The sequence below is a fragment of the Ruegeria sp. C11 genome, from assembly GCF_056537725.1.
Map to the genome: position 1 here is coordinate 37917 of NZ_JBQFSB010000010.1, position 16398 is coordinate 54314.

Genomic DNA, 16398 nt, shown 5'->3' on the forward strand with positions numbered 1-16398 from the left:
TAGCTGGTCGAGGGATTTAGTAGCGCCAGAGAAGTCGTTTAGCCAAATTTTCTAAACGTCTATTGTTCAGTTCAATAAAGGAAAGGATTCGAGTGATGAAATTTCTAAGACTTATACCTGCCTTCTTATTGCTTAGCTCAGTTTCAACATTGGTTATGGCTGAGGAAATTAAAGGAAAACAAGAATTTATCGAATTGGTGTCCGATAAAAAGCTTGTTCTGGATAACAGTTGGGTAAGGATTCTCAGGAACGGGACGGTCGAAGGCAAAGGTCCTGATCAAGGTGACATCACCGGCACATGGGAATGGAAGGGAAGGTATTACTGCCGTGATATCGTAATTGACGGAGAAACGCTGCCGCATGACTGCCAGACAGTTACCGTTGAAGGAAACATTGTCACCTTCACACACAAAGAGGGCAGCGGGATTTCAGTAAGCTGGGCATTGGATTGAGCCACGCCCTGTTCCAGGGGCGTTCTTGCGCACAAAAAAAGGCGCCTTGAAACAGGCGCCTTTTGAATTCTTCGTTGGGATCGCTCAGATCGACTCGTCGATCCAGCTTTGCAGCGCCGCCTTGGGTGCTGCGCCTGCCCGGTTCGAAATGACCTGACCGTCCTTGAAGATGAACAGCGCCGGAATGCCACGCACGCCCATGGCAGCGGCGGCGTTCGGGTTGCTGTCAACGTCAACCTTGGCGATCTTCACCTTGCCGCCATACTCGGCAGCCAGTTCTTCCAGAGCCGGGCCAATCTGTTTGCACGGTCCGCACCATTCGGCCCAGAAGTCCACGACAACGGGAACGTCCGAGTTCTTGACTTCTGCGTCAAAGGTTTCGTCAGTGACGGCTACGGTGGACATATTCTGTCTCCTGAATGAGATACGCTTGGGAACTGAAAGTATGTGCCGCGCTATGGGAGGTCAAGATATGTGGGCTCGCTCAAGTGCATCAGTCACAAGATCGTGCGGTAACCACATCAGGTTGGCGGTACGGGTCCACAGGATGGCTGTGCGGATACCCCGATCCGGATAGATCTGGCGCAAGGCCTCGGCATAGGCCCCCATCTGGCGCAGCAGTCCTTCGGGGCAGTCGTGCACATCCGCCGGAACGGTCATATTTGATTTGAAATCAATGATCTGAACCTCGGTATCCGTCACGATCAGCCGGTCGATCACCCCGTGAATCCGGCGCTCGCCCAAATTGGCTGTAACGGAAACTTCGGCCAGCGCATCGGGATGGAATACGACCTGCAGATGAGGCGCGGTAAGAACGCCCGTGGCCTCGTTCAGCAGGGCAACCCGTTCACCCTGCTGCATATCAGGCAGAAGCCTGCCGCAAACCTCGGCCCAATCGGATTCGGCACTTTGAGGCAGGTGCTCAAGAAGCAGGTGCAACCGTGTACCCCGAACCTTTGCCGCCTCCTCATCCAGACCTGCATCGCCGGCCAGAGCTTTGGCGCCGCCCAGATTTGACGGGCTCAGAACTTCGGGTGTTTCCGGCGGAGCATCCGCCGGTTTATGGAACATGTCCGGTAACGGTTCCGGATGTTCGACGACGACTTCGCTGTCCACGACTGGCAAACCATACCAGTCGCCATGCTCTAGCCTGCGGGTGTCTGTGCCGGTAACAAGTGTGGCCCCGGCCTGCGCCATTGCGCCTTCGACCATCTGGTACCAGCTGTTGCCGTCCTTGCCGACATCCCCCGCGGCACAGACGATCAGCCACTTTTCCGCCCGTGTCAGAGCCACATATAACAGACGCAGACGCTCATTTTCTTCCCGGGTCCGCGCAGCTTCGCGGGCTTTGGCAATGATGGCTGGGGAAGCGTCCGCCGGAACTTTCCACACCGGCGTTCCGTCGGCCATCATGATCTCGGCATCGCGCGGCGGCTGCCGTTTGCCGGTATCCGGCAGGATCACGATGGGCGCCTCCAACCCCTTTGAGCCATGCACGGTCATGACACGGATCATGTCACCAACGCCACTCATTTGTCTTTTGATCTCAAGATCGTCGGTCTGCATCCAGACCAGAAACCCGGTGAGGCTTGGAATGTCCGTACGCTCATAGGCCAAAGCCTGTGACAGCAGGGCGTTGATCCCGTCCTCGGCCTCGGCTCCCAACCTGCCCAGCAGTTTTCGCCGACCATCATGGCGGGTCAGAATGCGTTCGATCAGGTCATAGGGGCGCAGGAAATCCGTTTGTCCCCGCAGATCGTTCAAAACGGCAAGGGTTTCGGGAAACTCGCCTTCACGCTTGCGCAGCGCGGCCCACAGGAATTTTTCCTGCCGCCGATGCGCCAGATCGAAAAGCTGCTGTTCTGTCCACCCGAACAAGGGCGAGCGGAGCACAGTGGCAAGCGAAAGGCTGTCTTCGGGCGTGGCCAGAAAACTCAGTAGCGCCGCCAGATCCTTGACCGCCAGTTCCGCGCCCACCTTCAACCGGTCCGCCCCCGCAATGGGCAGGCCGGCCGTCTTGCAGGCGCGGATGATCTCGGCAAACAGGTCCGACCGGCGCTGGACGAGGATCAGAAAGTCCCCCGGCCTGACCTTGCGGCGTACAAAACTACCCCGCGTTACACCGTCCTCGGGGATCGTGTCACCGTTGTCGATCATCGCCTTGATCGACTGCGCCACCTGTTCTGCCAGAATGACGGTGTGATGACGCGCGCCGGGCCGGTCCACCGGATCGGTCCAGTCGCCATCCTGTGCTTCTTCGACCTTTTCCACGACCGGCCACAGATCGACACGGCCCGGCAGGTCTGACTTGAAGGCGCGATGAAGCGATTCCTTGTGAAACCCCGCATCAGTGCGGCCATCGAACACCAGATCAACCAGATTCAGGATTGCGCTGGACGAACGGAAGGAAAACTCAAGCGTCAAATCCGTCAGGTTAGAGCCTGATTCCAGCAGTTTTCGCCCAAACTCGGCCTGCATCCGGTCGAACGCTTCGGGGTCGGCGCCCTGAAAGGAATAGATCGATTGCTTCTTGTCCCCGACAACGAAAATCGTGCGCTCAACCCCGGATCTTGCGCCCTCGCCGCTGGTGAATTCCTGTGCCAGTTTTTCGACCACATCCCACTGGTCGGGGCTGGTATCCTGCGCCTCATCCACAAGGATATGATCGATCCCGCCATCCAGCCGGTACAGCACCCATTCGGCAACTGCGGGGTCATTCAACAACTGCCGCGCCTTGAGGATCAGATCGTCGAAATCCAGCCATCCGCGCAGCTGCTTGCGTCGCTCATATTCCGGCAGGAACGCGGCGGCAAAGCGGTGCAGCGCCAGTGATTTCTGCGCTGCAACATACGCAAGGCGCCGCTCGCGGGCGGCTTCGACCCGAAGCATCAGCGCCTCAAGCTGTGGCATCTGGCCAGCCAAGGCCCCTTCCCGCAACGCCTTGGTCGGAAAGGAACCGATTTTGGCGGTAAAGGGTTCTTTTGCCGAGGCACCTGTCAGCAGAACGTTCTCCAATAGCGGCAGACTTGTCAGATCCGGTGAGGCAATGCTGGCCAGCTTGTCCGCAGCCTTTGCATTGTTGCCGCCGCTTTCCGCGAGAGGTGTCAGTATTGATTGGATCAGCTCGACCTCACCACCAACAAAGACCTCACTCAGCAAGGCGCTGTCGTCAAAAGTGCCGGGCAGGCCAAACAGCTCCAACAGCGCATCCCTGTCCAGCGACCGGCCAAATCCGTTTCGTTTATGAGTGATTGCACCCGCAAGGGTATCAAAACCGGTATCGGTGACAAAACGGGCAATGCCATCGATCAGATGCGCCTGCGGGCCACCTGCAAAATCCTCGATGACCTCTTCGCGCAGCAAGGCGGCGGCGCGGTCTTCCATCTCCGAAAACTGCGGGCTGACACCTGCCTCAAGCGGGAAGCGGCGCAGCAAAGACGCGCAGAACGAGTGAATGGTCTGAATCTTCAAACCGCCCGGTGTCTCGATCGCGCGGGCAAAAAGAGTTCGCGCGTGCGACAGGCTCGAAAGGTCGATGTGACCTTCGGCACCCAGTTCCGTCAGCTGTTTCAGCAGATTTGCATCATCCAGCATCGCCCATTCACCCAACCGCTTGAACAGCCGGTTCTGCATCTCGCTGGCGGCGGCCTTGGTATAGGTCAGGCACAGAATATGCTGTGGCTGGACGCCACTCAGAAGCAATCGCGCAACGCGATCGGTCAGAACGCGGGTCTTGCCGGACCCGGCATTTGCCGCCAGCCATGTGGACGCGTTGGGGCGCGCGGCCTGGACCTGACGCTCGGTTGCTTCATCGCGTGGGGTCACGTCAGCCTCTCGGGTTTGGGTTCGGCGGTTCGGTCCCATTCTCCGAACCGGGCGAGGTGATCATAATCTCCGATATCGCTGTCCTTGTGCAGCATCCGGCGCGACGAGAAGCCCTGATCAGGCTCTAAATAGGCTGATATCAGCTGTATTAGTTCTGCCAGAACCTTGTCTGACGGTTCTTTCTGCAGCGGTGCGGGCACCTCTTTGTAGGTGCCGCCCATGCCAATAAATATGGCCTGCCCAACGGGTGTCGGATCAAACCCGTCTATGCCGCCCTCTTCGGCCATTGCGGCCTCGATCAGCAGTTGCTTGTCGAACTTTGCCTGCTGCGATTCCGTCGGTGGTGCGCCAGTCTTGTAGTCAATGATCCGCAAAGCGCCGCGGTTGTTGAGGTCGATGCGATCAGCACGGCCCACTATGGAAAAGTTCAGCGGATCAAGGCGCAGATTCATATCAACTTCAAACGCGACAGGGCCACCATCTGCCCGGCGCGCCGCCTCGGCAGTCAGAAACGCGTCGGCAATCCTGTTCAGCCGCGCCAGCCACAGCTTGCGGGCCGTCGGCCAGGCAACATGTTCCATCAGGATTGCCTCGGCGCGTTTCAGGAAATTTTCACGGGTTAACAGCGCAGTATCCACGACACTGTCCTTGATGAAATGTTCCAGAACTTCATGAATCACAATCCCGCGCAACAGGGCATCTGGTGCCTGAACCAACGGGTCCAGAGGTTTCAGGCGCAGGACATGTTTTGCGTAGATCGCATACGGGTCGCGGATCAGCCGCTTGATCTCGGTTACCGACAACCGGTCCGGTCGCGCGCTGACCGGAGGTTGCGGCGACGGGCGTTCCGCCGGGTCGATATTCGACGCCTTTTCAAGGGCTTCAGCCCAGTGCAGCCATTTCTGACCCCGGTCGCGCATTGCGCGCAGGCTGCGCCGCCCGCCCTGCTCTGCCAGTCCCTGCAAAAGGTTCGAAAGCCGGTTCAGCCAGCGTGACGGCACGGTTTCCGCATCGTCGGATCGGGTTGCCCGGGTCAGCCAGACCTCGGGGGCACCGATGGCCTGCTGAAAATCATGGGCCGACAGGCCGATCCGCCTTTCCGGCAATAGTAATCCGGCCTTGTCGCGCATCTGTCGGTTCAGCCACGGATCGGGCGACGGTGCTTCGGGCCAGCTTCCTTCGTTCAGACCGCCCAGGATCAGCAGGTCGGCCCCCTGAACGCGCGCCTCAAGCGTTCCCCAGATCATGATGTGCGGATGCGGCGCGTCCCGGTCCCTCACTTCCTCGCCCGCCAGCAAGGCGCCCAGCAGATCGGCAAAATCACGGGCTGTCATCGGACCGCCATGGTCAGCCTCATCCTCAAGCTGAGAAATCACCGCCAGCGCCTTTTGTCCGGCGTTCTTATCCCAGATCGTACCATCCTCACCCGTATAGCCTGCCGAGATGGCCTCGGCGCTCAGGCGCAGTCTGGTAACCCAGTCTTTCAGCGGCAAAACCCCGTCCACTTGCTGATCGCAGAACCGTTCTGCGACCCAGTTGACCCAGTTTTGGTCCGCATCCTTGCGGGTGCCGAACGAGGTCAGGCTTTGCCGGTCCGGAAAAGGTGGTCCGTTGCGGCGCAGGTCAAGCTCGAGATCACGGGTGTGCAGCAGATGTGCACCCCGTTCGCCGCCGTCGTGGCAAAGCGGGTGCTTCAAAAGCGTCAGCAGCGCCTCACCATCCAGCCGCCGGGTGAACAGCCCTGCGACATGTCTCAGGAAACGGCCCGGCGGTGACAGTTGCAGGGGAAGCCCGGCGCTGTCGTCGGGCAGGATGTTCCAGCGATCCAGCGCGGCGCTGACCTGACGGGTCAGCATGCGGTCGGGTGTGATCAGGGCGGCGGTTTGCCCAGTTTCGGCGGCTTGCCTCAGACGCAGCGCAATGGCCAGCGCTTCGGCACGCGGCGATTGCGCCTCGACCAGCGTTAGGTCGGCCGTGGCGTCTTGCAGGTTGGCAAGCTGCGGACCTTCGCTCATCCACGCGTCGGTGACGGGCGCCGGGCGCAATGCCAAGGAAATCAATCTGTTACGGTCGGGCGAGGGGGCCTGTTCATCGGACCAGCGCTGAATCTGTCCGGGATTCATGTTCAGTTCCCGCATTAGCTTGCGGAACCGGTATTGCGGATGGTCTTCCGACAAAAGCGCGTCATCAAGGCCGGACCAGACGTGATCCGGCTGATCGAAATCATATCCCGGAAGGATCAGAGCCCCTTGCGGCAGGCGCGCAATTGCCTGCATCAACATCATTGTTGTGCCGCGCGATCCGGTTGAACCGGCCAAAATGACCGGATGTTGCGGCGGTGCGGCCTGCCATCGGCTTATCAGGTTCTGCACAACCCGGCGCTGTCGCGCCTGAACGTCCAGCGCCGAGTCATCGGTGCCGATGAACCGATCCGCGATCCCGATAAATGCCTGAGCACGCGCCCAGTGACCGGACAGGTCGCTGACATCCAGCTGGCGAATGGCCTCAGGCAGCACGCCTTCGCCCTGCATCTCGTCGATCAGGGCGGCAAGACTGTCCGACAGGTCGAACAGCGAGGATCGTGCGGCAAGATCGGGTTGCTGCTCAAGGAGCTTTGAAATCAGCTGAGTCAGCTCCAGCCGTCGGCGCAACGGGGGTATGGCGGGGGGCAGATCAGACAGCTCAGCCGCTTCACCCAGATCCGTGACCAGTGAGATTTGTGGTAAGAGGCAAGGTGGCCCCTGATCGAACAGGTCCCTGACCCGCCGTGCCATGCGCCGGGTGTTCACGACCAGCTGAACCCGGGCAAGCTCTTGTGGCGGGTGATGCGCGCTGCGGTGCTGCAGCCCGTCCACCAGAACCTTTGGGAAATCCGCGCCGGGAGGTACGGCAAAAACACGCGGGGTGTCGCCCGTTTCAAACATCCGCAAGCAGACCTTCCGCCAAAGCGATGCCTTCGGGCCGGCCGACATCGCACCATTTTCCCGGATATTCGACCGCGAACAGCCGCCGTTGATCGTGCATTCGATCCCAAAGCCGGTTGAGCGAAAAGGCCTTTTCCGGAAACTCGCTCAACCCATCGGTCTTGATGATCTGCGCACCGCCATAGATCAGGCCGGGGCCGCGTGTGATCCGGCCCTCGGCATCAGCGGTAAAGTCTCCGGAGCCGGCATGGCCGATTGCGTTGGGTACCGGCACGCACATCAGCAGCGCATCCATGATGTCGGGGTTCCACGAGTCCTGCAAAAGGGTCAGGGGGTTCGGCCCGGCCCAGATGGCGTCTGTATTCAGGGTGAAAACCGGCTCGGCCCCCAACAGGGGCAGTGCCGCGCGCAACCCGCCGCCCGTCTCGAGTATTTCAGGCTCTTCACGTGACAGCAGTACCCCTTTGGGTTTCAGATGCGCCTCAAGCTGATCCGCGAGGTAGTGCAGGTTTGCAACCGTACGCAGGGGTCCAGCCCCCTGAACCAGATCAAGCGTGTGATCGACCAGAGGGCGCCCACCCACTTCGATCAGAGGTTTGGGCTGGTTTCGGGTCAGCGCGCCCATGCGCGTTCCGAACCCGGCGGCAAACAGCATGATGGACTGCGGATGCCGGGTCATGACGCCTTAAGCCTCGCCAGATTTTCAGATGTGGGTTTCGGCAGCGCCTCGCGCAGCAATTCGGCGACGGAAACAAGCGCCGGATTTTCCAGCCCGCGCATCAGTTGCGTCCAGGTCGCCGGGATCAGATCCACATACTGGTGCTTGCCCCGTTCCAGGGCCAGCCGGGCAAAAACACCAAGAATACGCAGATTTCGCTGCACGCCCAGAACGGCATAAGCAGTTCGGAAATCGTGATCATCAACACCAGTCGCCGCGATATAGCGATTGAGCATACGCATCTCGATTCCAACCGGTACGTTCCGGCGCACGTCCTGTAAAAGCGAGACCAGATCATAGGCCGGATGCCCCAGCATGGCGCTTTGGAAATCCAGCAAGCCGACGCGGGCAAGACCTTCGCGTTCGGGCAGCCAGATCAGATTTTCCGCGTGATAGTCCCTGAGGATCACGACCTTGGTTCCATGCGTTTCCTGATGCAGCAGGTCGGCGAACCGGCGCTCGAACTGTTCGCGCGCGGTCGCATCATGTTGCCCCAGAATGCCCTGAGCATATTTTGTAAACGCCAGCGCGGCCAGATCCGCCATCATTGAAGGATCATAAGTGTTGAGCGGCAGAACCGGCGCCTGATGCAGGTGGACAAGGACATCCGTCGCGGCCTCGTAAAGCGGGCGTTCCAGTTCCGGCTGCTTTTTTAGCACGCGCGCAAACAGGCCATCTCCGAAATCTTCCAGCAGCAGAAATCCGAACTCTGAATCTTCGGCATAAATCTCGGGCGCGTTCAGTCCGGCTGAACGCAGATATTCGGCAACTCTGACAAATGCATGTACGTCTTCGCCGGTATCCGGAGGCGCATCCATCAATACCGCAGTCCGTCCCGTGTCCGGATCGGTCAGGCGTTCATATCGTCGGTAAGACGCATCCCCGGCCAGCGGAGCACTGGACGCATTGACCCATGGGGTCTGCGCAATCAGCGCCTTGGCCAGCACTGTCCGGTTGGTCATGAAATTTTCTCCATCAGCGTCGACCATTTCGGATCCGACCAGATCATCGATAGCTGGCGGACCTCCTCATGGTCGGGATCGGTTGAAAAGGTTAGTGTTAGGGCCGATTCTGGCCGTAACGGTCCGAGTTTTTCAGGCCATTCAATCAGGCAAATGGCCGAGTCGAACGCTTCGGTCAGACCCAGTTCCTCAAGCTCTTCTACGGCGCTGAGGCGATACAGATCCGAATGCCAGACCTCACCTTTTTGGGTTTCATACACCTGAACCAGCGTGAATGTGGGCGAGGGGACGTCCTCGGGCACCGCCATCAGCGACTGAATCAGATTGCGCGCAAAATGGGTCTTGCCACTACCGATGGTTCCGCCCAGCAAAAGGCAGTCGCCAGGGGCCAGTTGAGCCCCAAGCCGGGTGGCGAACGACGCCGTTTCGTCGGGTGTTCGCAGCGTGATCGAATGCGGCGTTTGCATCATGGCGCCACAATGGCCTTGCCGCGACTCAGCCGCAACCCGGTTCAGGCGTGGATTTGTCTGAGATCGGGAATTTCAACCGGAACCGTGTCCCCGGTAAAACGAACAATGGTGGCCCCGTTCTGGATTGGGCTGACCGTACAGGTCAGACCTTCGCCCGAGCGCAGGCGGATTTCGGCGGACCATTCCGCCCGATTTTCCCGCATCTCAACGAAATCACGTATTTCGCCCCATATCGGCGTGGCAGCGCATCGTTCCTGCCAGGTCCGGGTGGCCTCTAGCACCGTCATCGGGGCGAACCCTTCTTCCGCGCTTTCATCCCAAAGAATCTGGTGTGCGTAGTTTGAGAATGCCAGCGTTCCGTCATCCGAAAACACTGCGATTGCGTCGGCCAGCTTATCGAATACCGACTGCATGAGGTCCATCTCGGACCGGAACCGGCGGGTCAGGGTGATTTCCGCCGTGATATCCTCGAACAGAAAGGCCACTGCGCCATCCGGGTGTGGGCGGCCATTGACGGAATACACCGATCCCGAAGGCAAAGACCAGGTTTCCTGATAGTTGCCCCCCTCTGCCGCCTCCAGCAGATCATCCATCTGGCTGCGCCAGCTGCGGTAATTTTTCGGCTCGGGCATCATGTTCTGATCGCGCAGGCGATCGAAAAAGCTGGGCAGGCTGGGACGGCAACTCAGGAAATCGGGTGGCAGTCTGGTCAGGTCGATGAGCGCCGGATTGAACAGGGCCAGTTGCCGGTTTCGATCAAAAATGGCCAGCCCGATTGAAAGCTGCGCAAAGGTCTTGGCCATTGTCTGCACAAATTTCCGCTGTGCGGTTTCCGCCTCGACAATCGGGTTTATGTCTGCCGCGTAGCAAAGCACGCCATCATTCCGGTTCACCGGTGTCAGATCGAACCACAGTTTTCGACCCGATGGGTCGGCATCAATCGAAACCCGAAGCCTGTTGTGGTGCTGAACAGAGTTGTCGAGCCCGGTAAAAAGCGGCTCTGTCAGGTCGGCGTCCGGTCCCCGGACCCTGCGCACCAGCGCGATGTAAGCTGCGTTGCACCAGCTAACCTTAATCCGATGATCCTGAAACCAGACCGGATAGGGCGCCTTTTCCATAGCCAGTCGCATGGGATCGCTGGTTTCGGTGTGAACCGGGCCGGGTTTATCGGCCATGTCGTGCAACCTGACACGGACAACGCCGTCGATCCATTCGCATGACACAACGCGCTGGACCGTGCAGTCGATGGCCGAGACCACCACGTCACCACGCGCACGAACGATATCGGGTGTTTCGGGAAAGGTGGGAAAATCCCGTTGCAGCAGTCGGCGCAGATCATCCCAGTCGGCGACGGTTTCATATCCCGCAAGGGCAATGTCCGAATGGCTGATCAGTTTGGGGCCGTCGAACAGGAATACGGTGTCAAAGATCGAGTTTGGTGACGACAGGCCAAACGTTGTGTCCCCATGGGTTTGCCTTGGGCGCAGCCATAACACCGCCAGACAGGCAGAGGTCAGGCTCACTGCGATCAGAATGATCCAATCAATCATCACGAAAATGCCCTTGCGGGGGAAACTGCGTGGACTATGCCGCCACAATGGTTAACGGCGTGTTAACTCACACCTGAATCTGCTGGTTCGCGCCCGAGGGCACCGGGTTGTCGCCGGTTTGCGCGTCAACCAGTTTGCGTGGCCAGATGACCTTTACGATCGCGCCACGCCGGTCCGGTTGATCCGTCAGATTTTGGTAAGGGTCGGATCCGTTGGCAAATTTCAGCTCTGCACCGCTGCGTTCCAGAAGGGTTTTGGCGATGAACAGGCCAAGCCCCATGCCTTCGTATTCGGGGCGTCTTTTCTGTTCGGATTCGGCGCGCCGCCGACGCATGAACGGGTCACCAATCCGGCCGATCATCTGCGGAGGAAACCCGCGACCATCATCCATGATGTCAATCGTGATCCAGTCTTCTGTCCATTCCGCTTCGACCCAGACGTCCGAACGGGCAAAATCCACCGCATTCTGAATCAGGTTGCGCAGTCCGTGTATGATCTCGGGTTTGCGCAGGATTGATGGTTGCTGAACGTCGCCCCCGACACCGGGGCCTTCATCGAACAGAACGTTTTTGCCCCGGTTGATATGAGGCTCTGCCGCCTCGTGAATCACCGTCGAAAGCGGTGCTTGACGCAGATGCAGGTCGTCCTTGCCCGCCCGCCCCATGTCCCGAAGAATATCGCGGCACCTGTCCGCCTGTTCCCGGATCAGGGCCGCGTCTTCTTTCAGGTCAGGCTGGTCATCCAGTTCTTCGATCAGCTCGGAACTTGTCAGCTTGATCGTGGCCAGAGGCGTGCCAAGTTCGTGCGCGGCGGCCGCGACGACACCGCCAAGATCGGTCAGCTTCTGCTCGCGCGCCAGTGCCATATGGGTGGCTGACAACGCTTCGGACATGGATTGGATCTCGGAGCTGATGCGATAGGAATAGGCGCCAAGAAAGACGATGGCGATCACGATCGCGGCCCAGTTTCCGAACACCAGAATTTCGGGAATGTGCAGAACAAGGCCCAGCTCGGTCCTGAGTGGGAGGTGAAACTGGGCCAGCAGGCTTGTCAGTATGACGGCAACACCACCGATGATCAGGGTTGAACGCAGGCTCATGACATTTGCCGAAATCGTCACCGGCCCCAGAAGCAACAGGGCAAAGGGGTTGTTCAACCCGCCGGTCAGATACAGCAGAAAGGCCAGCTGCAGCAGGTCGAACAGCACCATCAGAAAGTTTTCGAATTCCGACAGACGCTTGTTTTCCGGAAACAGCAGGATCGCGGTCAGGTTGCCCATAACGGACACGCCGACCGCGAAATAACACAGACCCAGTTCCAGCTGTACGTGATAGGTGCGCTGGGCAACGGTGATCGCCGTGATCTGCCCGATGATTGCCACCCAGCGCAACAGGATCAGCGTGCGCAGGCGAATCCAGCTGCTGCGCTCATGCCCGCGCCAAAGGCTTGTCTTGGAATCCGTCATGCGTCGATTATGTCCTGTTGCAACGGCTGTGCAACTTGATAGGTGTCCCGGCCGAAACGATCAACAAGCCCAAACGTCAGGTATTTTGTCATGACCCGCCTTCTTGCCATTGCCGCAACCGTCGTTCTTGCCGTCGGACTGGGAGCTATGTGGCTGCTGACACAGAGAAACGGCTCGGACGACAAATTCGCACAATGCCGGTCCAGCCAGATCGCCGGTGGTGCAGGGGCTATTGGCGGCCCGTTCGAACTGGTCAATGCCAAGGGCGAGACGGTGACTGACAAGGATGTGATCACCGAACCGACGCTTCTTTATTTCGGCTATACCTTCTGTCCGGATGTATGCCCTCTAGATGTGGCCCGCAACGCGGAAGTGATTGATGTTCTTGCCGAACGCGGTCAATCCGTCACGCCTGTCTTCATCTCCGTCGACCCCGATCGCGACACGCCCGAAGTGGTCGGAGATTTCGCGTTTAACCTGCATGAAAGAATGATCGGGCTGACCGGATCGCCGGAACAGGTCAAGGCGGCCAAAAAATCATACAGGGCCTATTCCAAGGCCCATGACAAAAGCGACGAGTATTACCTGGTCGATCATTCGACCTTTTCCTATCTGGTGACGCCACAGGACGGTTTTGTCGAATTCTTCAAACGCGAAGAGACGCCAGAACAGATGGCCGACAAGATCGGATGTTTTCTGGAAAAGATGTAACCGAAATAGGGCGTTTGATCTTTCTCAAGGCGCTGCTAATACTCTCTGTTAAGCCAAAGAACAGCAATAGCGGAAAGTATAGGCATGGCAGACACCCCTCAGCTGGAAATCGGTCCCGACAAGTCGTTGCTTCTGGTGGATGACGATGAGCCGTTTCTGAGACGTCTGGCCAAGGCCATGGAAAAACGCGGTTTCGAGATTGAAACCGCCGGTTCCGTCGCCGCAGGCAAGGCCATCGCCACCGCCCGCCCGCCCGCCTACGCCGTCGTCGACCTGCGGCTGGAAGACGGCAACGGGCTGGATGTGGTCGAGGTATTGCGTGAAAAACGCCCTGACAGCCGGGTCGTGGTGCTGACCGGGTACGGCGCGATTGCCACCGCCGTGGCAGCGGTCAAGATCGGCGCGACGGACTACCTGTCGAAGCCCGCCGATGCGACCGACATCACCAACGCGCTACTGGCCAAGGGCGACGAACTGCCCCCACCACCGGAAAACCCCATGAGCGCGGATCGCGTACGCTGGGAGCATATTCAGCGGGTCTATGAGCTGTGTGACCGGAACGTTTCCGAGACCGCACGGCGTCTGAACATGCACCGCCGGACGTTGCAGCGGATTCTGGCAAAGCGTAGTCCACGGTAGGGCACTGCCTATCGGGAATACTCAATATTCGGGCTCTGATCTCAAGAATTCGAATATGTCTGCTAAGCGGGCAAATGATGAAGGCCTGCTTTGCAGAGAGCGCCTGCTTTATTCTGTATCGCCGGTAGGAAGGTTCCTATTTGTCATCGGAGTCTCGTCGCTAGCGGTGAGAATTACGCCATCGAACCCTAACGATGCGGCTGGAACCTGATGTCCGTCGGTCACTTCAGGTACGCGTTGAAGCACGTAGTTAACAAACTCCGATACGGTTATTGCCCCATTGCCGTCCTCATCACCATCACCTGCGAGGGCCTCCAGGAGAGCAAGAGTCAACGCGCCATGGTTTTGGGAAGCAGTATCCAAACAAGCTTGACCAGGAAGCGAGGCAACAACCAATGTTAGCCTCTCTTGGGGGAGCACAGTCTCTAATGCGCGATAATTCCCACCCGGACATGCGTCTATCGTGAGCACGACGAACGTAGTTTCGATTAGTTCAGACAGCAGCTCCCCAAGCTCAGAGATCGAAATGAATGACGCATCAATAGGTCCGGCTTCGCTATTAAATTCCGCGTCATAAGGCACGATAAAGAACTCTTCGTCTACCTGATGGGCATGTCCGGAAAAGTGAATGAGTGCAACATCGCCACTAGCTGCAGAGGCTCTGTGATTGAGATCTTCAACAGCTCTTAGAATGTTGCTTCGGGTCGCCTCTGCGTCGGTAAGGAGAAATGATGAGACATCACTATAGAGTCCTCCACGTTGTCGAATTGCGTTTGCAACAACAGCTTCAGCATCACCCACGGGCGCGCTAAGGGAATAAATCGCAGAAGCCTGATAGTCCCCAACACCCACAGCCAGAACATGTAGCCTGCGCGAAGGAACATCACCCGGCGCAATCTGTTGAGGCAATCGAGGTATTCTCTCATCGGGCGTTGTTTTGAGATAAATCGCAAGGCGCCTGATCAGGTCTTCATTTTCGATGAGGCCGGCCTCGATCAAAAATTGCAAGTTGTTGCGAACAGCTGACGCATCCCCACTCTTGATCATTTCCAAGATACGAGCGGCTTCAGCCCGTTGATCTTCAAGCTTCAGCTGTGCTTGTGTTCTCTGAAACTCCAAAGCACGCTGTTGTCTTGCGTCTAGGAATGAGATCGCACCATTGCTAATCGCAGCCAATGCAGCCGCTGCAATTGCAACGACCAATGGGCTTCTCCACCCAGAGCGGGACATTTCGCGCTTTTTGAGTTCGTGTTCGTCACGGCGAAGCTGAATCTCGTCGCGCCACTTTTCGCGCTCAAATTGTAACCTATCGTCTGACATTTTTGATCTGAGGTCTGTCGTGATAGCGTCTAACCAATTGTAGACTACACGATAACACGCGCACCAGTCATGGTGTGATGCCTGTTTCGCACCTCTCATCGCAATTCACGACAGTTAGCGCTTACCCAGCTTTGTGCACACGTTCAGGGCAAGCATTGGCTCAAAACGGATAACTAAAGTAACTCCAACAACGCCCCATGCCTTGCCGTATATGCCTCCCGCACCTCAAGTGGCGGGCGTAACCGGATTTCCAGCCCCTCCATTACTGACTTGTCCGGGCGACCAAAGAACTTCGTCGCCTCGGCCTCGGAAAAGCCCGCGATCTGGGTGGCCTCCATCCATGCGCTGATCTTGTCGGCCTTCTTGATCTGCCGCTTCACCGTTTTGGGCACCGCCGCAGGCAAGCCGAACCGGATGTGGATGGCCGCCGCCAGCCGATCATCTAGCGCGCCGTAGTCGGGACCGACGGCGGATTTTACGGGCGAGATCATGTCGCCGATCACATATTCCGGAGCGTCGTGTAACAGGGCCGCCAGCCGCCATTTTGCCGGTGCGTTGGGCGAAATACGGCCAAAAAGTTCTTCGACCAGCAGGGAATGTTCGGCCACGGAATAAGCAAAATCCCCCGCCGTCTGCCCGTTCCAGCGCGCCACAAAGGCCAGTCCGTGGGCGATATCTTCGATCTCGATATCCACCGGCGTCGGGTCCAGCAGGTCCAGCCTGCGGCCCGACAGCATCCGCTGCCATGCTCTGGGTTGTGTTGCCATTATGCCATGCCTCGTCCGAACAGCCGCGATTAAGCCGCATTTTTATGGTATGCTTTACCTGTCAGGATCACATGCTGCCAACTTTTTCTTGAGCATTCGTGCTTTGAACCGGCACGTGGTGATCCCGACATAAAGACCTGAGGGGGGCGCATGCTTCTCCCGGTGTGCCCCTCTCGAAACGAAACCAGTTACGAAAGGAGCATGTCATGTTCAAACGTCTGTTGGGTGTCGCCCTTGCATTCGGCATGGCCGCCACTGCGCCGCCTGCCCTTGCCGCCAGCTGTGCGCAACGCGATGATGTCATCGCGAAACTGCAGAGTACCTATTCCGAGGAACTGACCTTTGGAGGGCTGCAGAAATCACGTGGTGCACAGTCGGTGATGGAGGTCTGGTCCTCGAAGGCTACGGGCACCTACACCGTGCTTTTGACCAATGCCAACGGCATAAGCTGCATTGTTGCCGCCGGCACAGATTTTTTTGAAGCGATACCAAAAATAAAGGCAGAAGGCACGCCAAGCTGATTTGCAGCTGCGCGGCCCATAGTCCTGCCATCTGCGTTGCCACCTGTTTCAGGGGATGTTAGGGGCTTTCCGGA

14 protein-coding genes are annotated in these 16398 nt (G+C 58.3%); 4 read left to right on the forward strand and 10 right to left on the reverse strand.

The window, feature by feature from the left end; genetic code table 11:
* Nucleotides 1–95: 95 nt before the first annotated feature.
* Nucleotides 96–452, forward strand: coding sequence for a hypothetical protein (locus tag ACR0NA_RS17090; RefSeq protein ID WP_480730950.1), 357 nt, complete (start codon nt 96–98; stop codon nt 450–452).
* 84 nt (nt 453–536) lie between these two features.
* Here the strand turns inward: ACR0NA_RS17090 and trxA are convergent, their stop codons facing one another.
* The 8 genes from trxA to regB form a co-directional block, all read right to left on the reverse strand.
* A complete protein-coding gene (gene trxA, locus ACR0NA_RS17095; RefSeq protein WP_170655334.1) occupies nt 537–857 on the reverse strand; it encodes a thioredoxin in 321 nt (106 codons plus the stop codon).
* A 60-nt stretch (nt 858–917) separates the two neighbouring features.
* Complete coding sequence (gene addA, locus ACR0NA_RS17100) at nt 918–4277, reverse strand: double-strand break repair helicase AddA (RefSeq protein WP_480730952.1); 3360 nt, start codon at nt 4275–4277, stop codon at nt 918–920.
* On the reverse strand, nt 4274–7201 hold the full coding sequence (gene addB / locus ACR0NA_RS17105; protein WP_480731206.1) for a double-strand break repair protein AddB: 2928 nt from the start codon (nt 7199–7201) through the stop codon (nt 4274–4276). The genes addA and addB overlap by 4 nt, the downstream gene beginning before the upstream one ends.
* Nucleotides 7194–7880 (reverse strand): nucleotidyltransferase family protein, encoded by a 687-nt coding sequence (locus tag ACR0NA_RS17110; protein ID WP_480730954.1) that lies wholly within the window; start codon nt 7878–7880, stop codon nt 7194–7196. The genes addB and ACR0NA_RS17110 overlap by 8 nt, the downstream gene beginning before the upstream one ends.
* Nucleotides 7877–8881, reverse strand: a complete 1005-nt coding sequence (locus ACR0NA_RS17115; protein ID WP_480730956.1) for an aminoglycoside phosphotransferase family protein — start codon at nt 8879–8881, stop codon at nt 7877–7879. Before ACR0NA_RS17115 ends, ACR0NA_RS17110 begins: the two co-directional genes overlap by 4 nt.
* On the reverse strand, nt 8878–9348 hold the full coding sequence (gene tsaE, locus ACR0NA_RS17120) for a tRNA (adenosine(37)-N6)-threonylcarbamoyltransferase complex ATPase subunit type 1 TsaE (RefSeq protein WP_480730958.1): 471 nt from the start codon (nt 9346–9348) through the stop codon (nt 8878–8880). The genes ACR0NA_RS17115 and tsaE overlap by 4 nt, the downstream gene beginning before the upstream one ends.
* A 44-nt stretch (nt 9349–9392) precedes the next feature.
* Nucleotides 9393–10901, reverse strand: a complete 1509-nt coding sequence (locus tag ACR0NA_RS17125) for a PAS-domain containing protein (RefSeq protein ID WP_480730960.1) — start codon at nt 10899–10901, stop codon at nt 9393–9395.
* Nucleotides 10902–10968: 67 nt separating this feature from the next.
* Nucleotides 10969–12366 (reverse strand): sensor histidine kinase RegB, encoded by a 1398-nt coding sequence (gene regB / locus ACR0NA_RS17130; protein WP_480730962.1) that lies wholly within the window; start codon nt 12364–12366, stop codon nt 10969–10971.
* Nucleotides 12367–12456: 90 nt separating this feature from the next.
* Between regB and ACR0NA_RS17135 the strand changes: the two genes are divergently transcribed.
* Together ACR0NA_RS17135 and ACR0NA_RS17140 are read left to right on the forward strand one after the other, a co-directional pair.
* A complete protein-coding gene (locus tag ACR0NA_RS17135) occupies nt 12457–13077 on the forward strand; it encodes an SCO family protein (protein WP_480730964.1) in 621 nt (206 codons plus the stop codon).
* A gap of 84 nt (nt 13078–13161) precedes the next feature.
* Nucleotides 13162–13716, forward strand: a complete 555-nt coding sequence (locus tag ACR0NA_RS17140) for an ActR/PrrA/RegA family redox response regulator transcription factor (protein ID WP_170655312.1) — start codon at nt 13162–13164, stop codon at nt 13714–13716.
* Between the two features lie 108 nt (nt 13717–13824).
* Here ACR0NA_RS17140 and ACR0NA_RS17145 read toward each other — a convergent pair whose 3' ends face one another.
* Nucleotides 13825–15036 (reverse strand): caspase family protein, encoded by a 1212-nt coding sequence (locus ACR0NA_RS17145; RefSeq protein WP_480730967.1) that lies wholly within the window; start codon nt 15034–15036, stop codon nt 13825–13827.
* 173 nt (nt 15037–15209) lie between these two features.
* Complete coding sequence (locus tag ACR0NA_RS17150) at nt 15210–15803, reverse strand: HD domain-containing protein (RefSeq protein ID WP_480730969.1); 594 nt, start codon at nt 15801–15803, stop codon at nt 15210–15212.
* A gap of 206 nt (nt 15804–16009) precedes the next feature.
* Here ACR0NA_RS17150 and ACR0NA_RS17155 point away from each other — a divergent pair, with 206 nt between their 5' ends.
* Nucleotides 16010–16324, forward strand: coding sequence for a hypothetical protein (locus tag ACR0NA_RS17155; protein WP_170655303.1), 315 nt, complete (start codon nt 16010–16012; stop codon nt 16322–16324).
* Nucleotides 16325–16398 lie beyond the last annotated feature (74 nt).